This window comes from Candidatus Avedoeria danica (assembly GCA_016703025.1).
GTDB lineage: Bacteria > Chloroflexota > Anaerolineae > Epilineales > Epilineaceae > Avedoeria > Avedoeria danica.
Map to the genome: position 1 here is coordinate 207,163 of JADJCV010000003.1, position 20,911 is coordinate 228,073.

Genomic DNA, 20,911 nt, shown 5'->3' on the forward strand with positions numbered 1-20,911 from the left:
TCCCAGTGTGGCCCTTGCGCCGCAGCCCGTAGCTGCACGCCGCAGGGCGTCCTCACTCACCGTATGCGTCGAGATCAAGAGAGGGTTGCGACGGAAATGTTGAAACACTGGAGTGCGCGAATCATCATCGCGCTGGCAGCGGTCGGCTTGCTGACCGCCGCCACGGGATCCGCAGTGCGAGGCCAATCGGCGGCCAAGTCGCCGCTTCCCTCGGCTGAGCCGGCGATCGGGTTCATCCCGAACGGCGGCCAGTGGGACGAGGCGGCCGCGTATCACGCGGCACCGAGTGGGGTCGACGTCTGGTTGAAGACGAACGGCTTCGTCTATGCGCCGGGCGACACCGGCCTGACCCCGGGCGTCGAACTGCCGCCCGAGGCGTCCGAGACGCCCGCCGACGAGGTTCCGACCACGATCGCGCGCCACGTCGTCACGGCTGAGTTCGAGGGCGCTTCCGAAGGTGTGACGCTCGATCCGGCCGAGGGGCTGCCGGGCGAGTACAACTGGCTGGTCGGCCCGGAGTCCGACTGGGTGACGGGCTTGCACGCCTATCGCTCGGTGACCTACCGTGGCCTCTGGTCCGGCATCGACGCGACGGTACGCACCGGCAAGGCGCCGGCCGCGGTCAACGGCGCCCTGGCGGGCGACGCGATCGTCAAGTGGACCTACACGGTGGCGCCGGGCGGCGACGCTTCCCAGATCAAGCTGCGCTACACCGGCCAGGACAGCCTGGCGATCGAGAACGGCGTGCTCAAGATCGGGACGCAGCTCGGCGACCTCGCCGAGACCGGCCTGATCGCATGGCAGGTCCGCAACGGCGAGCGACTTCCGGTCGACGCCGCGTTCACGATCGACGGCAACGTCGTCGGCTTCGCCGTCGGGGCATACGATCCGACGCTTGCGCTCGTCATCGACCCGGTGATCATCTTCTCGCGCCGCTTCGGCGGCAGCTCGACCGACTCGGCGTCGAACATGTCGGTCGACGGCTCGGGCAGCATCTACAACTCGGGCATGACGGCGTCGACGAACTTCCCGACGCAGAACGCCTACCAGGCCGCGGCCAACGTGACGTACGACTGCTTCGTCACGAAGCTCAACGCCGACAGCTCGGCGCTGACGTACTCCACCTACCTCGGCGGCAGCAGCACCGATTACGAGTGCCGCCACACGCTGACGCCGGCAGGCGAGGTCGTCGTCACGGCGACCGCGGCCGGGACCTGGGTCGGCGTGCCGATCCTCATCGGCACGCCGAGCGGCTTCGACGCCAACCTGGCGATCCTCGGCGCGGCCGGCAACACGCTGACCGCTTCGGCTGAGGTCGGCGGCACGAGCACGGATTACGCCCACGGCATCACCCGGATGTCGAACGGCAACATCGTCGTCGTCGGGACGACGAGTTCGAGCGCCGGTTGGCCGGCCCTCGGCGGCGCGGACATCTCGCTGACCGGCCAAGAGGCATACGCGGTCGTCCTCAACCCGACGATCAGCGGCGCCGTGGGCTTCTCCTATGTCGGCGGCAACAGCAGCGACTGGGGCAACGCCGTCGCGGTCGACGCGAGCAACAACGTCTACGTTCACTACTCGACGCTCTCGACCGACATCGCGATGATCGCGGGCGTCGGCGGCAACTACGACCTCGGCGTGGCCAAGCTCAACGCGGGCCTGACGGCCTTCGCGTACCAGGGCCGCGTCGGCGGCTCGAGCACGGATCCGACGGCCGGCGGGAGCGACACCTCGGTTCCGGGCTCGCTCTACCAGATCGCCAACAACGGGATCCTGGTGGACGGCAGCGGCCAGGCCTGGACGACCGGCATGACGGCGTCGACCGACTGGCCGACGACCGCGGGCGCATACAAGACGACGAACGGCGGCAACTACGACGCGTTCGTCACGGGCATCAACGCCGCCGGCACCGGGCTGGTCCGCTCGACGTACATCGGCGGCACCAGCACCGACACCGGCCGCGGGCTCGGCATCGACGGCACCGGCCGGATCTACATGGTCGGCTCGGCGGCCTCGTCGAACTACCCGACGACGCCCGGCGAGGTCCAGACGACGTTCGGCGGCAGCTACGACTGGGTCCGAACGATCTTCCAGCCTGACCTGAGCGGTCTGGTTTGCAGCACCTACCTCGGTGGCAGCAGCACGGACTACGGTGCCGACATCGAGGTCACGGGCAACTACAAGGCGATCCTCAACGGCTCGACCGCCAGCGCGAACTTCCCGCAGGTCCCGGACGGCTCGACCGTCTTCGGCGGCGGCGGCGGCTACGACATCGCGAACGCGCACATCACGTGCGGTGGCGCCAACCTCGTCATCACGAACTCGGCCCTGACGAACCGCGGCTCGGTCCGCACGTCCGTCAGCCCGATCGCGTTCCCGGACGGCAACGGCGCCGAGCCGATGGCGGTCCAGCCGCCGGCGGCCGAGGCCGACGCGGCGGCGCCGGTGGCGGCGGACGGGGCCGTGCTGCCGTACGCGGTGCAGCAGCTGCCGGAGAACGAGGAGTGCCTCGCGCCCGGCAACTTCGTCCAGATCACGATCGAGATCACGAACACCGGCCTCTCGGATCAGCTGGGCGCCGGGCCGGAGTACGTCGCATCCTGGGACGGCGGCCTGCTGGCCGGCCAGCCCGGCTCGTGCGCGTTCTTCGTCGGCGCCGGCAACTGCCAGGTCAGCGCCAGCAGCGTCAGCGTCGACGCCGACATCCCGTCGGGCGGCGTGATCCAGTTCGCCTGGATGGTCCGCATCGCCGGCGGCTTGGCCTCCGGGACGGTCATTCCGGTCAACCAGACGCTCTTCTACGACACCGATGAGGATGGGGTCAACGAGAGCTTCCCGCAGGACGCGCTGGGCTTCACGCTCAACTGCTTCCCGACGGTCTGGCCGAACAACCAGCTCGGCAAGCAGGTCCACCTCCCGATCCTGAACTTCCAGGGCCAGGACGACGTCTGCGAGAGCTGGATCGAGGTTCAGAACATCGGTTGCCGGATCGCCAAGGCGGCCCTGGTCACGTGGGGCGAGCCGGGCTTCTGCCCGCCGCAGGCCGCCGGCCCGCTGAAGGTGGAGTGCACCGGCCTCCTGAAGCCCGGCAGCACGTGGAACCTCTACGGCGCGCAGGTTCCGACCGGCTCGAAGAGCGGTATCCTCTTCAAGCTGTCGGCCCGCCAGCTGTCCGAGGACGGCATCGACGTCATCCCCGAGGACGACATCACGGGCGACTACGTCTGCGAAGTCCTCTTCTTCAACGTCGTCGGTGACGCGGACGACTATCGCCGCTTCAAGAAGGCCTACAACGAGGGCCTCGTGTTCGACGGCATCGACATGGTCCGCGCTTCCGGCGACGGCCTGCTCGCGGTCGACGTGCACCGCAGCTGCCCCGGCGACGCGACCCCGGGCGTGGACGTGACGAGCAAGTACAACGGCCTGGCCGGTACGCACCTCGGCACGTACGACGAGGTCTACGGCGGCTACAGCTACTACGTGCCGCTCGTGTACGCCAGCGCCGCTGGCTTCAACACGATCATCTACATCCAGAACGGCGGCCTCATGTGCTCGTCGCTGGAGATCTGGTTCAAGGCCCGCGACGACTGCCTGCGCGCGACGATCTGCGACATCGCGACGCTGGCGCCGGGCGAGACCTACCAGCTGGACGCGAACGACTGCGTCGGCCCGGACTTCCAGGGCAGCGCGTGGATCCGCTCGACCCAGGTGATGGGCATCGCGGTGGACATCATCGGCGGCGACGTCCTGATGACCTACGTCGGCGAGCCGGGTGAGATCAACTACACGTTCGACCCGAACAAGTCGACGACGCGCGACGGGAACCAGGTGGCGTTCGCGCCGCTGACGTACAGCGAGTACCAGGGTTGGGACGCCGGCATCCAGGTGCAGAACCTGAGCGCGGTGTTCGCGGCGAAGGTGAAGATCTACTTCCTGGACCGCGGCGGCGACATCATCACGACGCTGGTGGACTGGGTCTGCCCGCGCGGGAGCCAGACGTTCTTCCTGCCGGTCGTGTTCGACCTGCCGGGGAACTGGGTCGGGAGCGCGCGCGCGGAGAGCCAGGAGTGGATCTCGCCGGGCAGCCCGAACGTGCTCGCGCCGAACATCGTGGGCATCGTGACGCTGATCAAGTACACGGACGTGGCGCGGACCTCGAAGAGCGAGGCGATCGCCTACAACATGCTGCCCGAGCACAAGATCTACGACTGGCAGCTCGGCTTCGGCGGCGGCGGGTTGGACAGCGGCATCGGGCTCATCGCGATCCCGTCGCTGCTGAAGGACCTGGAGAACAGCGGCCTGACGTCGGAGATCGCGATCGCGAACGTCGTACCGAAGCCCGGCTTCACCGACCTCGTGATCTACTTCTACGACCAGAACGGCCTGCTGGACTACGTGTGCCAGAAGCTGAACGAGAAGCAGGTCGAGTACATCGACCTCCAGACGTGGGGCTACATCAGCGACGGCTTCAAGGGCTCGGCGATCATCAGCGCCTGGTTCTGGGAGCACGACGTGTTCGACGACACGGGCTTCTTCCTGCGCAACCTGGTCGGCCTCGGCGCCGTGTCGGTGGAGCGCAAGGGGACGCACTTGGGCGAGGACGTACCGGGCGACGAGTCGGCGGGTGACCGCGGCATCCCGTTCGCCCAGACGTTCGACGAAGAGGGCGAGCCGCTGTTCGAGTTCTGCTTCATGGGCCCGCTGCCGCTGTGCCCGGGCTTCGTGGACAACCGCCCGGCTCCGGGTGACTGCGTCGCGGCCGGCTTCGGTGCGGCGACGATCGAGATCCCGGGCGGCGCGCCGTTCTCGGCGTACCCGCGCGGTGATGTCGGCGGCGGCAACTGCACGAACGCGGGCGTGAACGACCGCAACTGGGGCACGCACGAGTTCTCCGTCTGCCCCGGCACGAACGACATGACGGTCACGATCAACACGGTCACGCTGGCGCCGTTCAACGGTGCGAGCTGCGGCCTTGCGGGTCAGGACCTGTTGCTCGCGCTGTTCATCGGACCGGACGGGTTCAACCCGAACGCCGAGTGCGAGAACTTCATCGAGAACAACAAGCCGGACTTCCAGGGTCTCGGCGCCGGCTCGTCGTACACGTTCCAGATCCCGAATGCACCAGGGGCTTACACGCTCATGATGCAGAACAACTGCGACACGACCCCGCCGCAGTCGATCGGTAGCGTGGACTTCGAGATCAACAGCCGATCGGCCGGTTCGGCCGGCGGACCGGGCAGCGCCCGGTCTGACCGAAGAACCGCCACCGCGACGCTCGTCGACAGCCGCCCCCGGGGATTCCCCGGGGGCGGCTGCTGTTTGCCCGGCATTCCGACGGCGAACCACTGGGGCTCGGCGCTCGAATCACCGTGCTTCGAACCTGCATCGCCATGTGCACGAGATACCTAGATGAAGTGCAGGGCCGTCCATTTCATGCCATAACCGACCAAACCGCCGCGCCTCCCCGTATCTGACGCTCCAATCTCACGTTAATCTGCACATCTGACGGTAACAGCGACTTGCTGGCGCCGCCGTTCAGCCTGTAGGTGCGGCCGCGCGCCTGGGGCAGCAGCTGCAGATCTTCGTAGACCAAAGGGAGGTCGCGACACCATGTTGTGTCGAGTTCGTACGCGAAGTTGGATGGCGATTCTGGCGTCGGCCCTCGTGGCCGCCGCAGCGACCACGGGCGCCGCTCGGGCCCAGTCCGAGGACGGCGCAGCACCGGCAGGGTGCGCTGCCGGTGCCTGGGACGGCAACCTCGACTGTTCACCCCACCAGACCAAGATGGACGATCCGGTCGTCGACCAGGTCGAATCCATCGAGCCTGAGTTCGAGGCCGTGCGCAACACCTCGAGCCACGAGATGTGCCGCCTGCTCGCCGATGATCAGGCCCGCGAGGCGGCCGGCTGCTTCGAAGCCGCCAAGGCCGTCGACGTGCCCGCACCTCCTGGCCCGGGCAACACGGCGCTCAATGGTCTGCCGATGTCCTTCGTCGCCAACCGCGGCCAGCGGCCGGCGGAAGTGCGGTTCGAGGTGAAGCGCAGCGGCCATAGCCTGTTCTTCACACCCGACGCCGTGGTGTTCGCCGCCGAGGCCGCCGACGGCTCGGCGAAGACGGACGTCCGCATGACGTTCGACGGCGCGGCCGACGCGCCTCGTGTCAGTGGCATCGACGCCCTTCCGGGCGTCCAGAGCTACTTCAGCGGCGACAAGTCCGTCACGGGCATACCGACGTTCGGCGGTGTCCGCTACGGCGCCCTCTATCCGGGCATCGACCTGACGTTCAGCGGCCAGGCGGGCGCGCTGAAGCGCGAGTTCGTCGTGGCGCCGGGCGCCGACCCGTCGGCCATCCGGATGCGCTACGCCGGCGTGACGGACATCCGCGTCACGGACGCCGGTGACCTCGCGCTCGAGACCGCGCTCTCGACGCTGACCGAGCAGAAGCCGTTCGTCTATCAGGAAGTCGCCGGTCGGCGCGTCGAGGTCGAGTCGGCCTACGCCGTCGACGGCCGCGTCGTCACGTTCGAGCTCGGCGCGTACGATTCGGCGCTCCCGCTCGTGATCGACCCGATCTTCCAGTTCAGCACCGTCATCGGGACGACGGCGAGCGACATCGTCAACGCCCAGGTCCTCGACGCCGCCGGCAACGTCTACATCGTCGGCCTGACGAACCTCGCGACGTTCCCGACCGGCGGCACGTCGACGACGTTCGGCACGAACGGTGGGCAGGAGGCGTTTGCCGCCAAGCTCACGCCCGATCTGAGCACGCTGCTCTACTCGGTGGTCCTGGCCAGCTCGAGCACGGACTCGGCGATCGCTGCGTCCATCCAGCCGGGCACGACGCAGCTCGACATCTTCGGCACGACCTTGACGAGCAACTTCCCGGTTTGCACCGGCTTCGGCCTGCCCTTCGCCACGTGCACCGGCGCCGCGTTCGACACGACGTTCAACGGCGGCGCGGACTACTTCGTCGCCCGGCTGAACGCGGCCGGGACGGGGCTGCTCGGCAGCACGTACCTCGGCGGCACGTCCACCGAGCAGGGCGTCGGCGGCATCGACACGTATGCCAACGGCGACGTCTGGGTCGTCGGCAGCTCCAGCTCGACGAACTATCCGTTCCTGAACCCGTTCGCCGGGACGCAGACGTCCCTCACCGCCGGCAGCACCGACCCGGTGATCACCGGCCTGCGCGCGGACCACACCCTCACGTTCGCCAGCGGCTACCTCGGCGGCAACACGACGGACCAGGCGTTCGCCGTGACGATCGACCAGTCCGGCTTGGACTTCCATGTTGCCGGCGTGACGTTCTCGTCGACGTTCCCGATCTGCACCGGCGCCGGGACGATGCTGAACGGCAACGTGAACAACTCGTGCACCGTCGCCGGCTTCGACACGTCGTTCAACTCCAGTTCGGACAGCTACGTGATGCGGATCGCGAACACGCTGCGCGTCGTGGCCAGCACGTACGTCGGCGGGACGAGCACGGACCAGTTCTTCGCCGTCGACCGCATCGGGGACGACACGGTCGCGTTCGGCAACACGCTGAGCAACCCCTACCCGACCACGCTCGGCGCGTTCGACACGACGTTCAACACGGGCGCCGACTACGCGTTGACGCGCTTGAACGGCGATCTGTCGTCGCTGGTCTACAGCACCTACATCGGCGGGTCCGGCACCGAGGGCGGCCGCGGCATCGACCTCGATGCCGCCAACCAGGCCCACGTCACCGGCTTCAGCTCGTCGGCGAACTTCCCGGTGCTCCTCGCGCCGGACGGGACGCTGACGACGGCCAACGACGCCACCGTGACGAAGGTCACGGCGGACGGCTCGGCGCTGCTCTACAGCACGTACCTTGGCGCGGCCGGCAACGAGAACGGCCTCGCGCTCGACGTGTCGGCCAACGGCAACACCGCCTACGTCGCCGGCCTGACGTCCGCGGCGACCTTCCCGACGACGCCCGGCGCGTTCGACACGACGCACAACGGCAGCAACGACGGCTTCGTGACGGCCGTGTCGCTTGCGCCGATCATGATCGGCGTGACCACATTCGAGGACCTGACCAAGTCCGTCCCGGGCGAGGATTGCCTCGGCTCGGGCGACCACGTCCTTGTCACGGTCAGCATGACGAACGCGGGTGACTTGCCGGCCACGAGCGGCACCTACACCGCTGCGTTCCCGCAGGGACTCGTCGGCGACACCGGCTCGTGCAGCGATCCCGGCTGTGCCGTCACCCCCGGCGGCGTGTCGGCGAACTTCACGTTCGCCCCGCCCCTTGCCCCGGGCTCCACGTTCGTGTTCACATACCGCGTCTACATTTCCGGTGGGACCTTCGGTCGCCGAATCCTCACGGTCGTGGCCAGCGGCTCGTTCGGCGCGAACGGCATCACGTCCTCGCAGGATCTGAGCTACGAGCTCGCGATGACGTGCCCGCCGCAGGTCGACCCGAACAGCCAGCTCGGCAAGCAGGTCCACCTCCCGATCCTGAACTTCCAGGGCCAGGACGACGTCTGCGAGAGCTGGATCGAGGTCCAGAACCTGGGCTGCCGGATCGCCAAGGCGGCGCTGGTCACGTGGGGCGAGCCGGGCTTCTGCCCGCCGCAGGCCGCCGGCCCGCTGAAGGTGGAGTGCACCGGTCTCATCAAGCCCGGCAGCACGTGGAACCTCTACGGCGCGCAGGTCCCGACCGGTTCGAAGAGCGGTATCCTCTTCAAGCTGTCGGCCCGCCAGCTGTCCGAGGACGGCATCGACGTCATCCCCGAGGACGACATCACGGGCGACTACGTCTGCGAGGTCCTCTTCTTCAACGTCGTCGGTGACGCGGACGACTATCGCCGCTTCAAGAAGGCCTACAACGAGGGCCTCGTGTTCGACGGCATCGACATGGTCCGCGCTTCCGGCGACGGCCTGCTGGCGGTCGACGTGCACCGCAGCTGCCCCGGCGACGCGACCCCGGGCGTGGACGTGACGAGCAAGTACAACGGCCTGGCCGGTACGCACCTCGGCACCTACGACGAGGTCTACGGCGGGTACAGCTACTACGTGCCGCTCGTGTACGCCAGCGCCGCCGGCTTCAACACGATCATCTACATCCAGAACGGCGGCCTCATGTGCTCGTCGCTGGAGATCTGGTTCAAGGCCCGCGACGACTGCCTGCGCGCGACGATCTGCGACATCGCGACGCTGGCGCCGGGCGAGACCTACCAGCTGGACGCGAACGACTGCGTGGGCCCGGACTTCCAGGGCAGCGCGTGGATCCGCTCGACGCAGGTGATGGGGATCGCGGTGGACATCATCGGCGGCGACGTCCTGATGACGTACGTCGGCGAGCCGGGCGAGATCAACTACACGTTCGATCCGGACCGCTCGACCACCAAGGACGGCAACCAGGTGGGGTTCGCGCCCCTGACGTACAGCGAGTACCAGGGTTGGGACGCCGGCATCCAGGTGCAGAACCTGAGCGCGGTGTTCGCCGCCAAGGTGAAGATCTACTTCCTCGACCGCTCGGGCGACATCGTCACGACGCTGGTGGACTGGGTCTGCCCGCGCGGGAGCCAGACGTTCTTCCTGCCGGTCGTGTATGACCTGCCGGGGAACTGGGTCGGGAGCGCGCGCGCGGAGAGCCAGGAGTGGATCACGCCGGGTGGTCCGAACATCCTCGCGCCGAACATCGTGGGCATCGTGACGCTGATCAAGTACACGGACGTGGCGCGGACCTCGAAGACCGAGGCGATCGCCTACAACATGCTGCCCGAGCATAAGATCTATGACTGGCAGATCGGCTCGATCGGCGGCGGGCTGGACAGCGGCGTCGGCCTGATCGCCATCCCGTCCGTTCTGCGCGACCTCGAGAACAGCGGCCTCACGTCGGAGATCGCGATCGCGAACGTCGTGCCGAAGCCCGGCTTCACCGACCTCGTGATCTACTTCTACGACCAGAACGGCCTGCTGGACTACATCTGCCAGAAGCTGAACGAGAAGCAGGTCGAGTACATCGACCTCCAGACGTGGGGCTACATCAACGACGGCTTCAAGGGCTCGGCCATCATCAGCGCCTGGTTCTGGGAGCACGACGTCTTCGACGACGAGGGCGTGTTCCTGCGCAACCTCGTCGGCCTCGGCGCCGTCTCGATCGAGCGCAAGGGGACGCACCTGGGCGAGGACGTACCGGGCGACGAGTCGGCGGGTGACCGCGGCATCCCGTTCGCCCAGACGTACGACGAAGAGGGCGAGCCGGTCTTCGAGTTCTGCTTCATGGGGCCGGCGCCGCTCTGCCCGGGCTTCCCGGACAGGCGTCCGCAGCCCGGCGACGGTCCGGCGTGCATCTCGGCGCCGCTCGGCGACACCTTCGAGGCCACGAGCGGTCAGGGCAGCGGCTATGCCGACTGGCTGACCTACCAGGCGAACACGCGCGTCTTCCGCGACGGTGTGGCCAGCACGTGCAACCCGAAGGCGTGCCCCGGCACGAGCGGCGGCGGCGGCAACTTTGACCTCTACTACTTCAACAACTGCGACCGCGGCGAGCACTGCTTCACCGTGACGGTGAACACGGGTACGTGCACGACGAACATCCACGGCGTCGCGTTCGCCGGCGAGGTCCCCGACGGCAGCGCGTTCGCCTGCCAGCTCGGCGACGCGGTCTACGTCGGCGATCTCGGTTCGAGCCTGTCCCAGCCGTTCTCGTTCACGATCCCGGCTGGAACGGCGCGGTGGACGCTGATGTTCCACAACAACTTCGGCGCCGCCACGTGTGACTACAGCTTCGTGATCACGGAGAACTAGTTAGACCACGGGGAAACGATCCGCCGGCGCTGGAGGCGCATGCCGCGCAGCCAAGCGGCATGCGCCTCCAGCGCCGGTGGACAACCTCCGACTCCTCCGCATGGTCGCCGGCACGGTCCAAGGCAATCGTACTCTCTACGTTGCACGGGATCGTGCCGACGGCGCCGAGCCAACCACGACGGGCTCGGCCGGCCCCTGCTGCTTCGCGCGGCAGGGGCCGCTGCATGTCCGGCGACTGTCGGTTGAAGGGCCGATGGGCCTATCCTAGGCGACACCCCCGCCGCGCCCCAGTGGGCGCATGCTCGCCTGGACAATGCCGATGGATCGCCTCCCGAGCGCCGAACCCTTCCAGCATCCCGACGCCTACGACGGCGTTGCCGACGCGTACGACCGCTTCTGGGGCGACGCGCTGGCGCCTGCCATGCTCGGCGCGCTCGACCGCCTGCTGGCGTCCGTCCCTCCGACAGACGGCCGCGGCCGACTCCTCGACCTGTGCTGCGGCACCGGCCAGCTGGCCGCCGGCCTGACGGACCGCGGTTGGACCGTTGTCGGCGTCGACGGCGCGGAGGCGATGCTCGAGCGAGCCCGTCGCCGCGCGCCGACCACCACGTTCGTCCGGTCGGACATGCGGGCGTTTGGCATCGGCGGGGTCCTGCCGGGCGAGAGCGGCTCGGAGCCGCCGTTCGATGTCGTCGTCTGCGCGTTCGACAGCTTGAACCACTTGCCGGACGCCGCCGCGCTGGAGGAGGTACTCGGCCGCGTATTCGGCGCGCTCCGCCCCGGCGGCCGGTTCGTGTTCGACGTCAACCTGCGCGCAGGCTTCGAGGCGCGCTTCGAGGGCTCGCTCGGCTTCGCGGACACCGATCTGGTGTGCGTCGTCAACGCCGGCTTCGACGGCTTGTACGGGCGCTACGATATCGCCGTGCTGCGGCCCGAAGCGCCGGCAGCGCTCGAAGCGCCAGCAGTGCCCGAAACGGCCTGGCGTCGGACGGACACGACCCTCGTGCAGCGTTGCTTCGAGCTGTCCGAGATCCTCGCCGCGCTCGCCAACTCCGGCTTTCCGGACCCTGTCGTGCTGGATGCTGAAGACGATCTGGGGATGGACGGGCATATCGGGCGGGCGGTGTTCGTCGTCGACCGACCGGGGTAAGGCGTCGCCGCGGGGCCCGTGCGTCGGCCGCTCGGGCGACGGGCATTGGGCTTCAGCCGTTGCGCGCTGCCTCCCAGCACGCTACCGCGCGCACAGCCAAGCCGCCTGCCCCGCCCTCGCCATCGCCATCGGCAGCTCGGCCAAGGCGGCCACGCGCGCCACGCCGGTCGCGTCGCCCGTCAGCTCCGCCAGCTGCGCGATGGGCGCGTCGTCGCCGAGCGCGATGGCCTCGATCCGCCAGCCGGCCGTCCGCAGCCGCGCCGCGTCGGTCACGGCCTTGGTGTGGACGTCTTCCGGCCAGCCGACCGTGGCCACGAGGACGACACGGCCGGCGATCTCGGCCGACGCCGTCCCGGCCCGCACGCCGAGCTGCTGTTCGGCGCTCCGCAGCGCGAGGTCGATGCGCCGGCCCGGGCGAGGCACGACGCGGCCGGGGAATGCCGTCGCAAGCGCGCCGGCATCGGCGCCTTGGCCGACGAAGTTCGCCTGCTCGCCCCACAGGACGATGCTGGCGCCTGTCCCGGGCCGCGTCCCGACGCCCAACCCGCCGAGCCACGAAGCGACGCCCGGCCGGAAGCGCGCCAGTGCCAGCTCACCGCCCGCGCCGGACGGTGGGCCTTGGTCGACGAACGACGCCAGCGCGCCGTCGACGAGCAGCACGCCATGCACCCGTCCGGGCAGCACGCACGTTGGGTGCCCCTTCACGACCGACGGCAGGTAGAGCCGGTACGTCAACGGCCCCGGCCCGCCGCTCCCGGGCGGCGCCGCCGACGGCGCCTGCGGCAGCCACCCGCCGCCGTGCGGCCGCGCGAAGAGCCCGGCCTCGTGGCGGGCCACGTAGACACGGTCGCCGACGATCCGAACGTCGGTGGACCCACCGGCGGCGCGGCGGCCGAGCGGCAGCCGCACGGATCGACCGCTGATCCGGCCGTGGGCGTCGGCAAGGGCGTCGAGGTCGACGGCGGTCAGGAAGGCGTCGTCCGCCACGAGCGCGCGCCGCCCGCCGCCGGGTAATTCGATCAGCCCGACCGCACCCGCCGCCAGCCCGGGCACCTCGATGCGTGTCGCCGGGTCGAGGCTGCGGTCGATCGCGCCGAGGCCGGGGGCGACTCGATCGCCCGACAGGACGAGGCGGTCGCCCCAGATGGCGATGCGGCGATACGCTTGGTCCAGCGCGGCCGCCGCCCCGAGCGGCCGCGGCGCCGCCGCGTCACCGACGTCCAGCGCGTGCACGCGGCTCGTGCGGCCGTCCGTCGTCAGCGCATACAAGCGTGTGCCGTCCGCCGCCAGCGCCACCAGCCGGTCGTCGTCGTGACCGACGCCCGCCAGCTGCCCCACCTCCCGCGGGTCCGCCGGTCGGCGCACGTCGATGACGTGAACCGTGCCCGCCGCGTCCGGCACGTACAGCCGGCCACCGTCGGCCGCCAGCTGCACGGGCAACGCGCCTCCGTCGATCGCCGCCAGCCGGCCGTCGGACGGCGCAAGCCGTGTCGGGCGGCGCGGATCCGTTCCATCGAACGCCATCAGCCCGCCGCGGCGTGTCAGGGCGTACACCGTGTTCGCCGTGGCCAGCACGCTGTGCACATCGGCCGCCGACCCGTCCGGCGCCGTGGCGGCAGTGCTCCCGAGGAGCCATCCGCCCGGCACCGCGGCGTCGGGCCGCGAGTCGAGGTCGACCGCGACGATGCCGACGGCGCCGGCGGCGCCCCAGCCGACGCGGCCGTCCGCGTCGAGCACGAGCTGCGCCACGGGCGGCACGACGCCGTGCGGCGCCGTGAGGCCGTCCGCCAGCAGCCGGATCCCGGCGGCGCCAAGCGCCACGGCAGCCGTTCCGTCGGCATCCATCGCCAGTGCGGCAGCCCCGGTCGGGGCCGCTGAGAGCGCGATCCGGCCGCTGGCGACGGGCGCGGCGGGATCGGACAGATCGATGATCCAGAGCGACCGGCCGTCGCCGTCGACGACCGCCGCCTGCTCGCCCGCAAGCGCCGTTACGGCGCGTGAGCCGCCGGCGGCCGATCCGGCGCCATCGGGCAGCGTTCCCCCGGCGTCTGTTCCCCCGGCATGCGTTCCCCCGGGCAGTGCCACGGCGGCGAGCGCGCGCGGACGGGTCGGGTCGGCGACATCGAGCGTGGTCAGGCGGAGCGTGCCACCGGTGCCGGCCAGTCGTCCGGTCACCGCTTCGATCGCCACCGCCACCGTGCCGCCGTCCGCCGCGACGGCGTGCACGTCGCGCGGGACGCCCTGGAAGACGACGCGCGGCGCGGCCGGTGCGCGCACGTCGATCACCTGCAGGCCGGAGGGGCGGGCGAGCAGGGCGTGCGTGCCGTCGCCGAGCAGCGTCAAGCTGCCCGATGCGCGCGCGGTCGGCGCCGTCCCAGCCGCCGCATGGCCGATCTCGAACGGCGCCGCGGCGCGCTTGGCGTCGACGATCGAAAGGCCGCGCTCGGTGAGCGCGTAGATCCATGTGTCGTCGGCGGCCAGCGCCATCACCTCCGCCGCACCCGATCCGGTCAGGTCGCATGCGCCCAGCGCCGCGACATGACCGAGCGCGCCCGTCGGCGCGATGTCGAAGATCCAGACCGTCGCCGGCGCACCATCCCGGCCCGGTGTCGCCACGACGAGGCGATCCCCGTCGAGCGCGATCGCCTCTGGTACTTCCGGTAGCACGGGCGTCCAGGCCACGGGCGCGGTCGAACCGCCGCCGGCGTCACGCGGCCAGCCGAGGACGCGTGGCCCGACCACGCCCCAAACGATCCGATCGTCGAGCGCGACCGCGGTGACCGTGCCGCCGTCCTGGGCGAACTCGGCCAAGCCGTCGAGCTGACGCTGCCGATCGAGGGGCAGCCCGGCGAGCGTCGCGGCGCGGTCGGGCGCTGCGACATCGTTCGTCGCGAGATCGGAGGCTGCGAGATCAGGCGCTGCGACGTCGGTCGTCGTGACATCGCGCACCGCGATATCGGACGTCGCGACATCGATCGTTGTGAGGTCGGCGTCGGCGTCGGCGTCGGCGTCGGCCGGGGCCGTGGCGGGCGCAGGCGGCGGCGCCGTGGGCGATGCCGCCGACGTCGGCTCGGCGGCGGTCGGCGTGGCGTTGAACGACGCCGCGGGCAGGGTGGCGGTCGGCGATGGTGGTGCCGCCATGCTGCGCGGCAGCCGGACGTCGACCGGCGCGCGGGCCGCCGCGCCGTCGACTTCGAGCGCCTGGGCGGCGGCGCGATCGACGGCGCCCGGGTACCAGCGCGCGTCGAAGCCGGCGGCCTCCGCGCGGAGGTCGTAGCGGCCGGGCGCCTGCTCGATCGCCACGCAGCCGCGCGCGTCCGTCGCACCGAACGACGCGAAGTCGATCTGGCCCACCAGGAACAGCGTGACGACGGCATCGACGATCGGCGCGCCGTCGTCCGCCAGGATCCGCGCGACGAGGACGTTCGGCTGGGCAAGCGCGTAGCACGGATGGTTCGGGTCGCCGGCGGGCGTCGATACGTCGATGGTCGGCGCCGGCGCGGTCGTCGGCGGGACGGTCGTCGGCGGGACCGGGGTCGCCTGAACGGCGGTCGCCCTCCGCTTCGGCTGCGACGTTGCGGCCGGCGGGACTTCGGACGGCGCGGCCTCGACCGGCGGGGCCGCGATGTTGGCCGCACCGCCGGGCAGGCCGCCGGGCTGGCTGACGGCGTTCGGTCCCGCATCGGCGACGGCAAGACTCCGGGCAGCGTGCAGCGCCGTGGCGGTCGCTGCAGCGCTCGTGTAGCCGAGCGACGGCATGCCGAGCAAGGATGTGGCTCGCGCCGCGGCCCCGGCATCCGTCCCGCCCGCCACCGAGGCGGGTCGCGACGCGCCCAACGTCGCCGCTTGCGCGGCCGCGGCGTCCGCTGGCGACGGCGGCGCGCCGCCCGGCCCGGCGCCGGGAACAGCTGCGGCCGGCGGCGTCGTCGACCCCGCCGACGGATCCGTTCCGCCTGCCGCGCCGCGGCTTCGCCAGAGCGCGCCGCCAAGCGCCAGGATCGCCAGCAGACCGACGACGGCCGCGGCGCCGGCCGGCCGGGCGCCGTTGCGATGGGGTGCGGTGGTCGGGTCGGCGGTCGGGTCGGCGGCTGGGGTCGGCGGGGCGGCCGGCGCGCCGGGCGGCAGGTCGTCGTCCGGGTTGGCGGCGATCCGCTCCAGCAGCGCGCCGAGGGCAGCGCGGCGGGCCGGGTCGAGCGGCGGTGCGGTGTGCAGCGCGGCGGCGATGGGCACGAGGGCGTTCGCTTCGGAACGCGCGCGCTCCGCACCGCCGTCCTGGGCACCGTTCATCGCCCGCTCGGGCGATGAACGGTGGTCCGCGGTGCCGGCAAGCAGGTCGGCGATGGCCGACTCGAGCGCGTCGTCCAGGTGCGGCAACGCGCGCCCCGACGGGGGGACTTGGGTCATCGTTCCACCTCCGCAGCCCGCAGCCGTTCGCGCAACGTGACGAGCGCGCGCCGCTGGAGCTGTTTGATCGCCATCTCGGACCGCCCGAGCTGGGCGGCGGTCTCGGCCAACGAGAGGCCGACACCGAAGCGCAGCGCCAACACTTCCTGCTGCGCTTCGCTCAGCACGCCGAGGTGCTGGGACAGATCATCGAGCCGGACGCGCCGGACGGCGATGTCGTCCAGCGCGGCGGCATGCGGGTCGGCGAGGTTGCGCAGCGACGGCCCGTCGGCGCTTTCGTCGTCGTCGGCATCGATCGAGACCTCGGAACCGCGCCGCTCGGTGCCCACCCAATGGTTCACGACGCGGTTGTGGGCGATCCGCAGCAGCCAGGCCTCGAAGCGCTCCGGGGCGTCAAGACGCGGCAGGCCGCGCAGCGCGTTCACGTAGATGTCCTGCGTGAGGTCGGCGGCGACGTTCGCATCGCGGACGCGCAACCAGACGTAGCGGTGGATGCGGTCGACCGTCGCCTCGTACAGCTGGCCGAACGCCGACGCGTCGCCCTGCGCCGCCCGGCGCACGAGATCGATCGGCACGCGGGAGGGCTCCGGCACGTGCGATGTCTCGAGGGGGGCACTTGGCGCGATCGTGTTCACTGGGCCGCCTGGCTCCATCGCTGTCGTTGGTGTTGTCGTCGGCGTCGTACGGCGCGGCGGTGCGGGCTCGGCCGCCCACAGATTTCGCGCGGGCGCGAACACACGGCCGCGGGCAGGCGACAGACCCAAGGCTACCACTTCCGGCCACCTTTGACCACCGACTGACGGCGTGCGAACAGTCCTCGTTCGGACAGTCCTCGTTCGGACAGTGTCCGGGGTGCGAGCCGCTCCGTGCGCATCGTTCCCGTCATCTTGCGCATCGTTCCCGTCATCTTCGGAGCGCCGGCATGTAGGCGATCATCCGATCCGGGCCCGCCGTCGGCGTGGCACCGGGGATCTGCACCGGCTCGAGCGGCGGGCGGTTGCTCGGCAGGCACGTGTTGGACAGGTGGAAGTCCACCTTGGCGCTGCCGAGCGGGAAGTCGACCGCCGCGAGGTGGCGCACGGCCGGGCTGTTCGGGCAGCCGAGCCACGCGCCCGGCAACGCCTCGATCGACACGTCGTAGCCGCCGGCGTCCGGCGCGCCGAGGCTGAACGGGGCAATCTCGATCCGATCGACGGAGATCGAGCGCTGGCGCGCCACCTCGTCGCCGGCGGCGTTGCGGACGACGAACGTCAGTGCCGGCAAGGGCGATCGGGCCGCGGCGGCGCGGTCGGCGTCGTCGTACGTGCCGTCGCACGCGGGGCAGGCCGGGTCGTCGTTGCCCGTGACGTTGACGACGGCCACGGCGAGGAGCGTGACCTTGCCACCGCCGGGCGTCGCCGTGCCGGCCACGGAGCGCGTCGGTGTTGCGGTCGGCGTCCGGGTGGCGGTCGGCACCGGGCCGACATCGGCGGTCTTCTCGAGCTGCGGGACGAGCAGCCGCGCCGGCGGGACGGCCGGCCGCGGCAGGATGCGCATCGCCGCGGCCATCGCGTCGTCGTGCAGCCCGTCGTCGGACGTCTCGGCGTACGTGGCGACGACCGGCCCGGTGGCGGTGATCTCAGCCCATGCGCCCGGCGCGGCCGCGGCGCCGACGACCGCGCGGCCGTCGAAGGCGACCGCCGCGCCCGCGGGCAGCGCGGCGGTGCAGCCCGCGCAGGCAAGCGCGCCGCCGGCCGCGTCGTGCACGTCGAGCGCGACGTTCACGACGGCGTCGCCGACGTTCATCACGTGGATCGTCGTCGCGCGCCCATCGCGACCGGTCAGCAGGCGCGGCACGAGCCAGCGGCCACCGGCATCGGCGGCGGCCATCAGCCGATCGGCCGCCACGGCCCACCCACCGGCCGCGCTCGAGACGGACTCGACGGCGAGGCCGATGATCCCGCCGTCGAGCGTCGTCAGTGTGGCCGCCGCCGCGCAGCCGGCGGGCATCGCCGGCTCGGCGCCGACGTCGACGATGCGGTTCGCGCCGGCGGCCACGCTGAACGGCGCGCCGCTCAGCCGGAAACCGGCGCACGTGCCGGCCGTGCCGAGGTAGGCCGGCCGGACGACGACGGCCGTCGCACCGGGGTTGGCGACGACGAGGCGCGTGTTCCGCCGCGCGCCGCTGCCGGCGCCCCCGAGCGGGCCGGCGGCCGCGACGCCGCGCACGACGCGCGGGGCGAAGAGCTTGGCGGCGGCGTCCGAGAGGCGCACCGCGCCGACATCGTACGCCCCGCGTGCGCTCGCGGCGGCGTCGACGAGCACCTGGGCGCCGAACGGCCGGTCGCTCGTCAGCCGCGCCCAGCCGTCGAACGCCGCGGGGGCGGCGATCGCCAGCCGGAACACGGCGCTCGGACCGACGGCGACGGACTGGCTGCCGACCTGTCGGCCGGTGCGGTCGAGGAACTCGGCGTGTACGTTCACGAGGAAGGTGGCCGCCGGATTGTGGATGGACAGCACGCCGGTCTCCCCGGCCGCCCCTTGCGGCGCGAACGGCACGGCCAGCTCGAATCCCTCGGCGGCGGGCTCGGCGAGGACGGCGGCCCCGCCCGTCCACTCCGTCCGCGCCGCGGCGCCGACCGCATGACCGCCGACGACGATGGCGGCATACCGGCCGAGGCCGACGTCGTCCAGCGCGGCCAGTGCAAGCGCGTGCGGCCGGAGCGGCGGCTGGTCGCGGACGATGCGCGTCGGACCGACCTTCGTGCCACCCACGGTCCCGCTGCCTTGGACGAGGAAAAGATCGGCCGCCAGGAACGCCGGGGCGTCCTCGAGGTTGGCCAGCTGAAGCGTGCTCAGCGCGCCGCCGGCCATGCCGCCGCCGGGCGCGAAGGGCGGGACGGTCGGCGGTGGGGTCGCGCTCGGGGCGGCGATCGGGGTGGTTGGCGTCGCGGTGGCGGCGTCCGCGGGGGGGGCGGCGCGCAGGACCAGGGGGAGCCACGTTCCCGGACTGGTGTCATCGCCGGTGCTGAGCCAGCGGAAGACCGCCGGCCACAGGACCGCATCGCCGCTGCCGTCGGCCGGCGCAGCGCGGACGATCGCGACGATGCGACCCTCGTCGGCGGCGACGACGGCGCCGCCGGCCTGGGCGCGCAGCCCGGCCGGGAGCGCCGCCGCGCGCAACCGCCACGTACTGAACGGGGCGATGAGGCGGCGGCACGGCTCGCCGCAGTCCAACAGCGTGCCGTCGGCTGTTGCGAGATGGACCGTCGCCGAGGCGAACGTGCCTTCGAGGTTCATGATGAACAGATCGCTGTCGAGCGCCGCGCCGCTGTCGTCGGCGGCGAACCACGGGACAGCCAACTCGGCCAAGGACGAGGCGCCGTCGTCGCGCCGGAGCGCGTTCGTGGCGGCGGCCAGCGTCTGATCGCCGCGCGTCTGGCGGGCGATGAGCGTGGCGGCGATGGGCTGGTCCGCACTGATGAGGGCCGTCGCCAGACAGCCCGCGGGCAGGCCGCTCGGACTGGTCGGCAGGCCGGCGCCGTCGCCCTGATCGAAGATCGTCATTGCGCCGGCAGCTAGAGTAACGGGCGGATGGGCGATCGTCTGCCCCGCGCACGTCCCGCCGAAGCCGACATAACTCACGCGCACGTCGCCGCCGGCCCCGCCGACGTTCACGACGGCCAGGCGGGTGGCATCCGGGCCGAGCGACGGGTCGTCCGGCAGCGCGGCGTGGACGAGCGGGACGAAGAGGGCGGTGGTGCCGCGCTCGGCAGGCACGCCGGCGAAGTCGTACACCGCCGCGGTCTCAGCCACATCCACGAGGGCGTGGACCACGGGGATCGCGTCTCCGACGGGGTGGATGCGCATCGTCCCGACGAAGCCGTCCGGCGTGTTCGGCCGCAGGGCGATGAAAGCGGGGTCGAGGCCGAGGTCGATCGCCACCGCGGCGTTGGGGGCGACCGTGTAGGAGGTCGTGGCTTCCGGGATGGCGGTGCCGAGCGGCATCACCGTGACCTCGAAAGTCGCAGGCGCCGCGCTCCGACTCTGGAGCGTCACGACGCTCGTTTCGCCGCGGTGGCTGGCCGCGACGAGGGGCACCCAGACGTCGCCCACCTTGTCGAGGAGCGGTGATCCGGCAATGTCCGCCGCCCGACCACCGCTCTCCGGCCAGCGGTGCTGCGCGCGCGCGACGACGCGCTCGCTCACGAGCAGCCGACCGCTGTACGCGCCCGCCTCCGCCGCGCTCGGCGCCCCGGGCACGACGTTGACCCAGCCGCGCTTGGGCACTTCGTGCGTCGTCGTCGACGCCAAGCTGCCGGTGGCCGGGCGGTACAACCGCAGGTCGCCGCCGGCCGCCGGCTGCGCGCCGCCGACCCAGTGCGCGTCGACGAGCGCGAGCGTCGTCTGGCCGGCGCCGGCGATGCCGAGCGAGCGGGCGCGGGTGGGCGGTGCGGCGGGCGCGACGGCGCCGGCGACGACGCACGAGACGACGGCGGCCGCCAGCGCGGGTCCTAGGTTGTGGCGACAGCGCTCGCCCATGCGATGGCCTCTACAGCGGCGCACGGCACCGGGGGCGGTGCCGTGCGTTGGGTGTGT

Annotated in this window: 6 protein-coding genes; 3 read left to right on the forward strand and 3 right to left on the reverse strand. The window is 71.6% G+C overall.

The genetic code is table 11. The features are described from left to right. The first annotated feature begins 96 nt into the window (after positions 1-96). The 3 genes from IPG72_02795 (at position 97) to IPG72_02805 (ending at position 11,929) form a co-directional block, all read left to right on the forward strand. Complete coding sequence (locus IPG72_02795) at positions 97-5,409, forward strand: SBBP repeat-containing protein (protein ID MBK6767959.1); 5,313 nt, start codon at positions 97-99, stop codon at positions 5,407-5,409. Positions 5,410-5,640: 231 nt separating this feature from the next. Next, positions 5,641-10,779 carry a hypothetical protein gene (locus IPG72_02800; GenBank protein ID MBK6767960.1) on the forward strand — a complete coding sequence of 1,713 codons (5,139 nt, stop codon included), beginning with the start codon at positions 5,641-5,643 and terminating at the stop codon, positions 10,777-10,779. A 319-nt stretch (positions 10,780-11,098) separates the two neighbouring features. Continuing rightward, on the forward strand, positions 11,099-11,929 hold the full coding sequence (locus IPG72_02805) for a class I SAM-dependent methyltransferase (GenBank protein MBK6767961.1): 831 nt from the start codon (positions 11,099-11,101) through the stop codon (positions 11,927-11,929). Between the two features lie 81 nt (positions 11,930-12,010). Here IPG72_02805 and IPG72_02810 read toward each other — a convergent pair whose 3' ends face one another. From IPG72_02810 to IPG72_02820, 3 genes are all read right to left on the reverse strand, one after another. Continuing rightward, positions 12,011-16,333: a hypothetical protein gene (locus IPG72_02810; GenBank protein MBK6767962.1), complete on the reverse strand. Its 4,323-nt coding sequence runs from the start codon at positions 16,331-16,333 to the stop codon at positions 12,011-12,013. Continuing rightward, on the reverse strand, positions 16,330-16,926 hold the full coding sequence (locus IPG72_02815) for a sigma-70 family RNA polymerase sigma factor (protein MBK6767963.1): 597 nt from the start codon (positions 16,924-16,926) through the stop codon (positions 16,330-16,332). The genes IPG72_02810 and IPG72_02815 overlap by 4 nt, the downstream gene beginning before the upstream one ends. A 310-nt stretch (positions 16,927-17,236) precedes the next feature. Beyond that, positions 17,237-20,854 (reverse strand): hypothetical protein, encoded by a 3,618-nt coding sequence (locus IPG72_02820; protein ID MBK6767964.1) that lies wholly within the window; start codon positions 20,852-20,854, stop codon positions 17,237-17,239. Positions 20,855-20,911 lie beyond the last annotated feature (57 nt).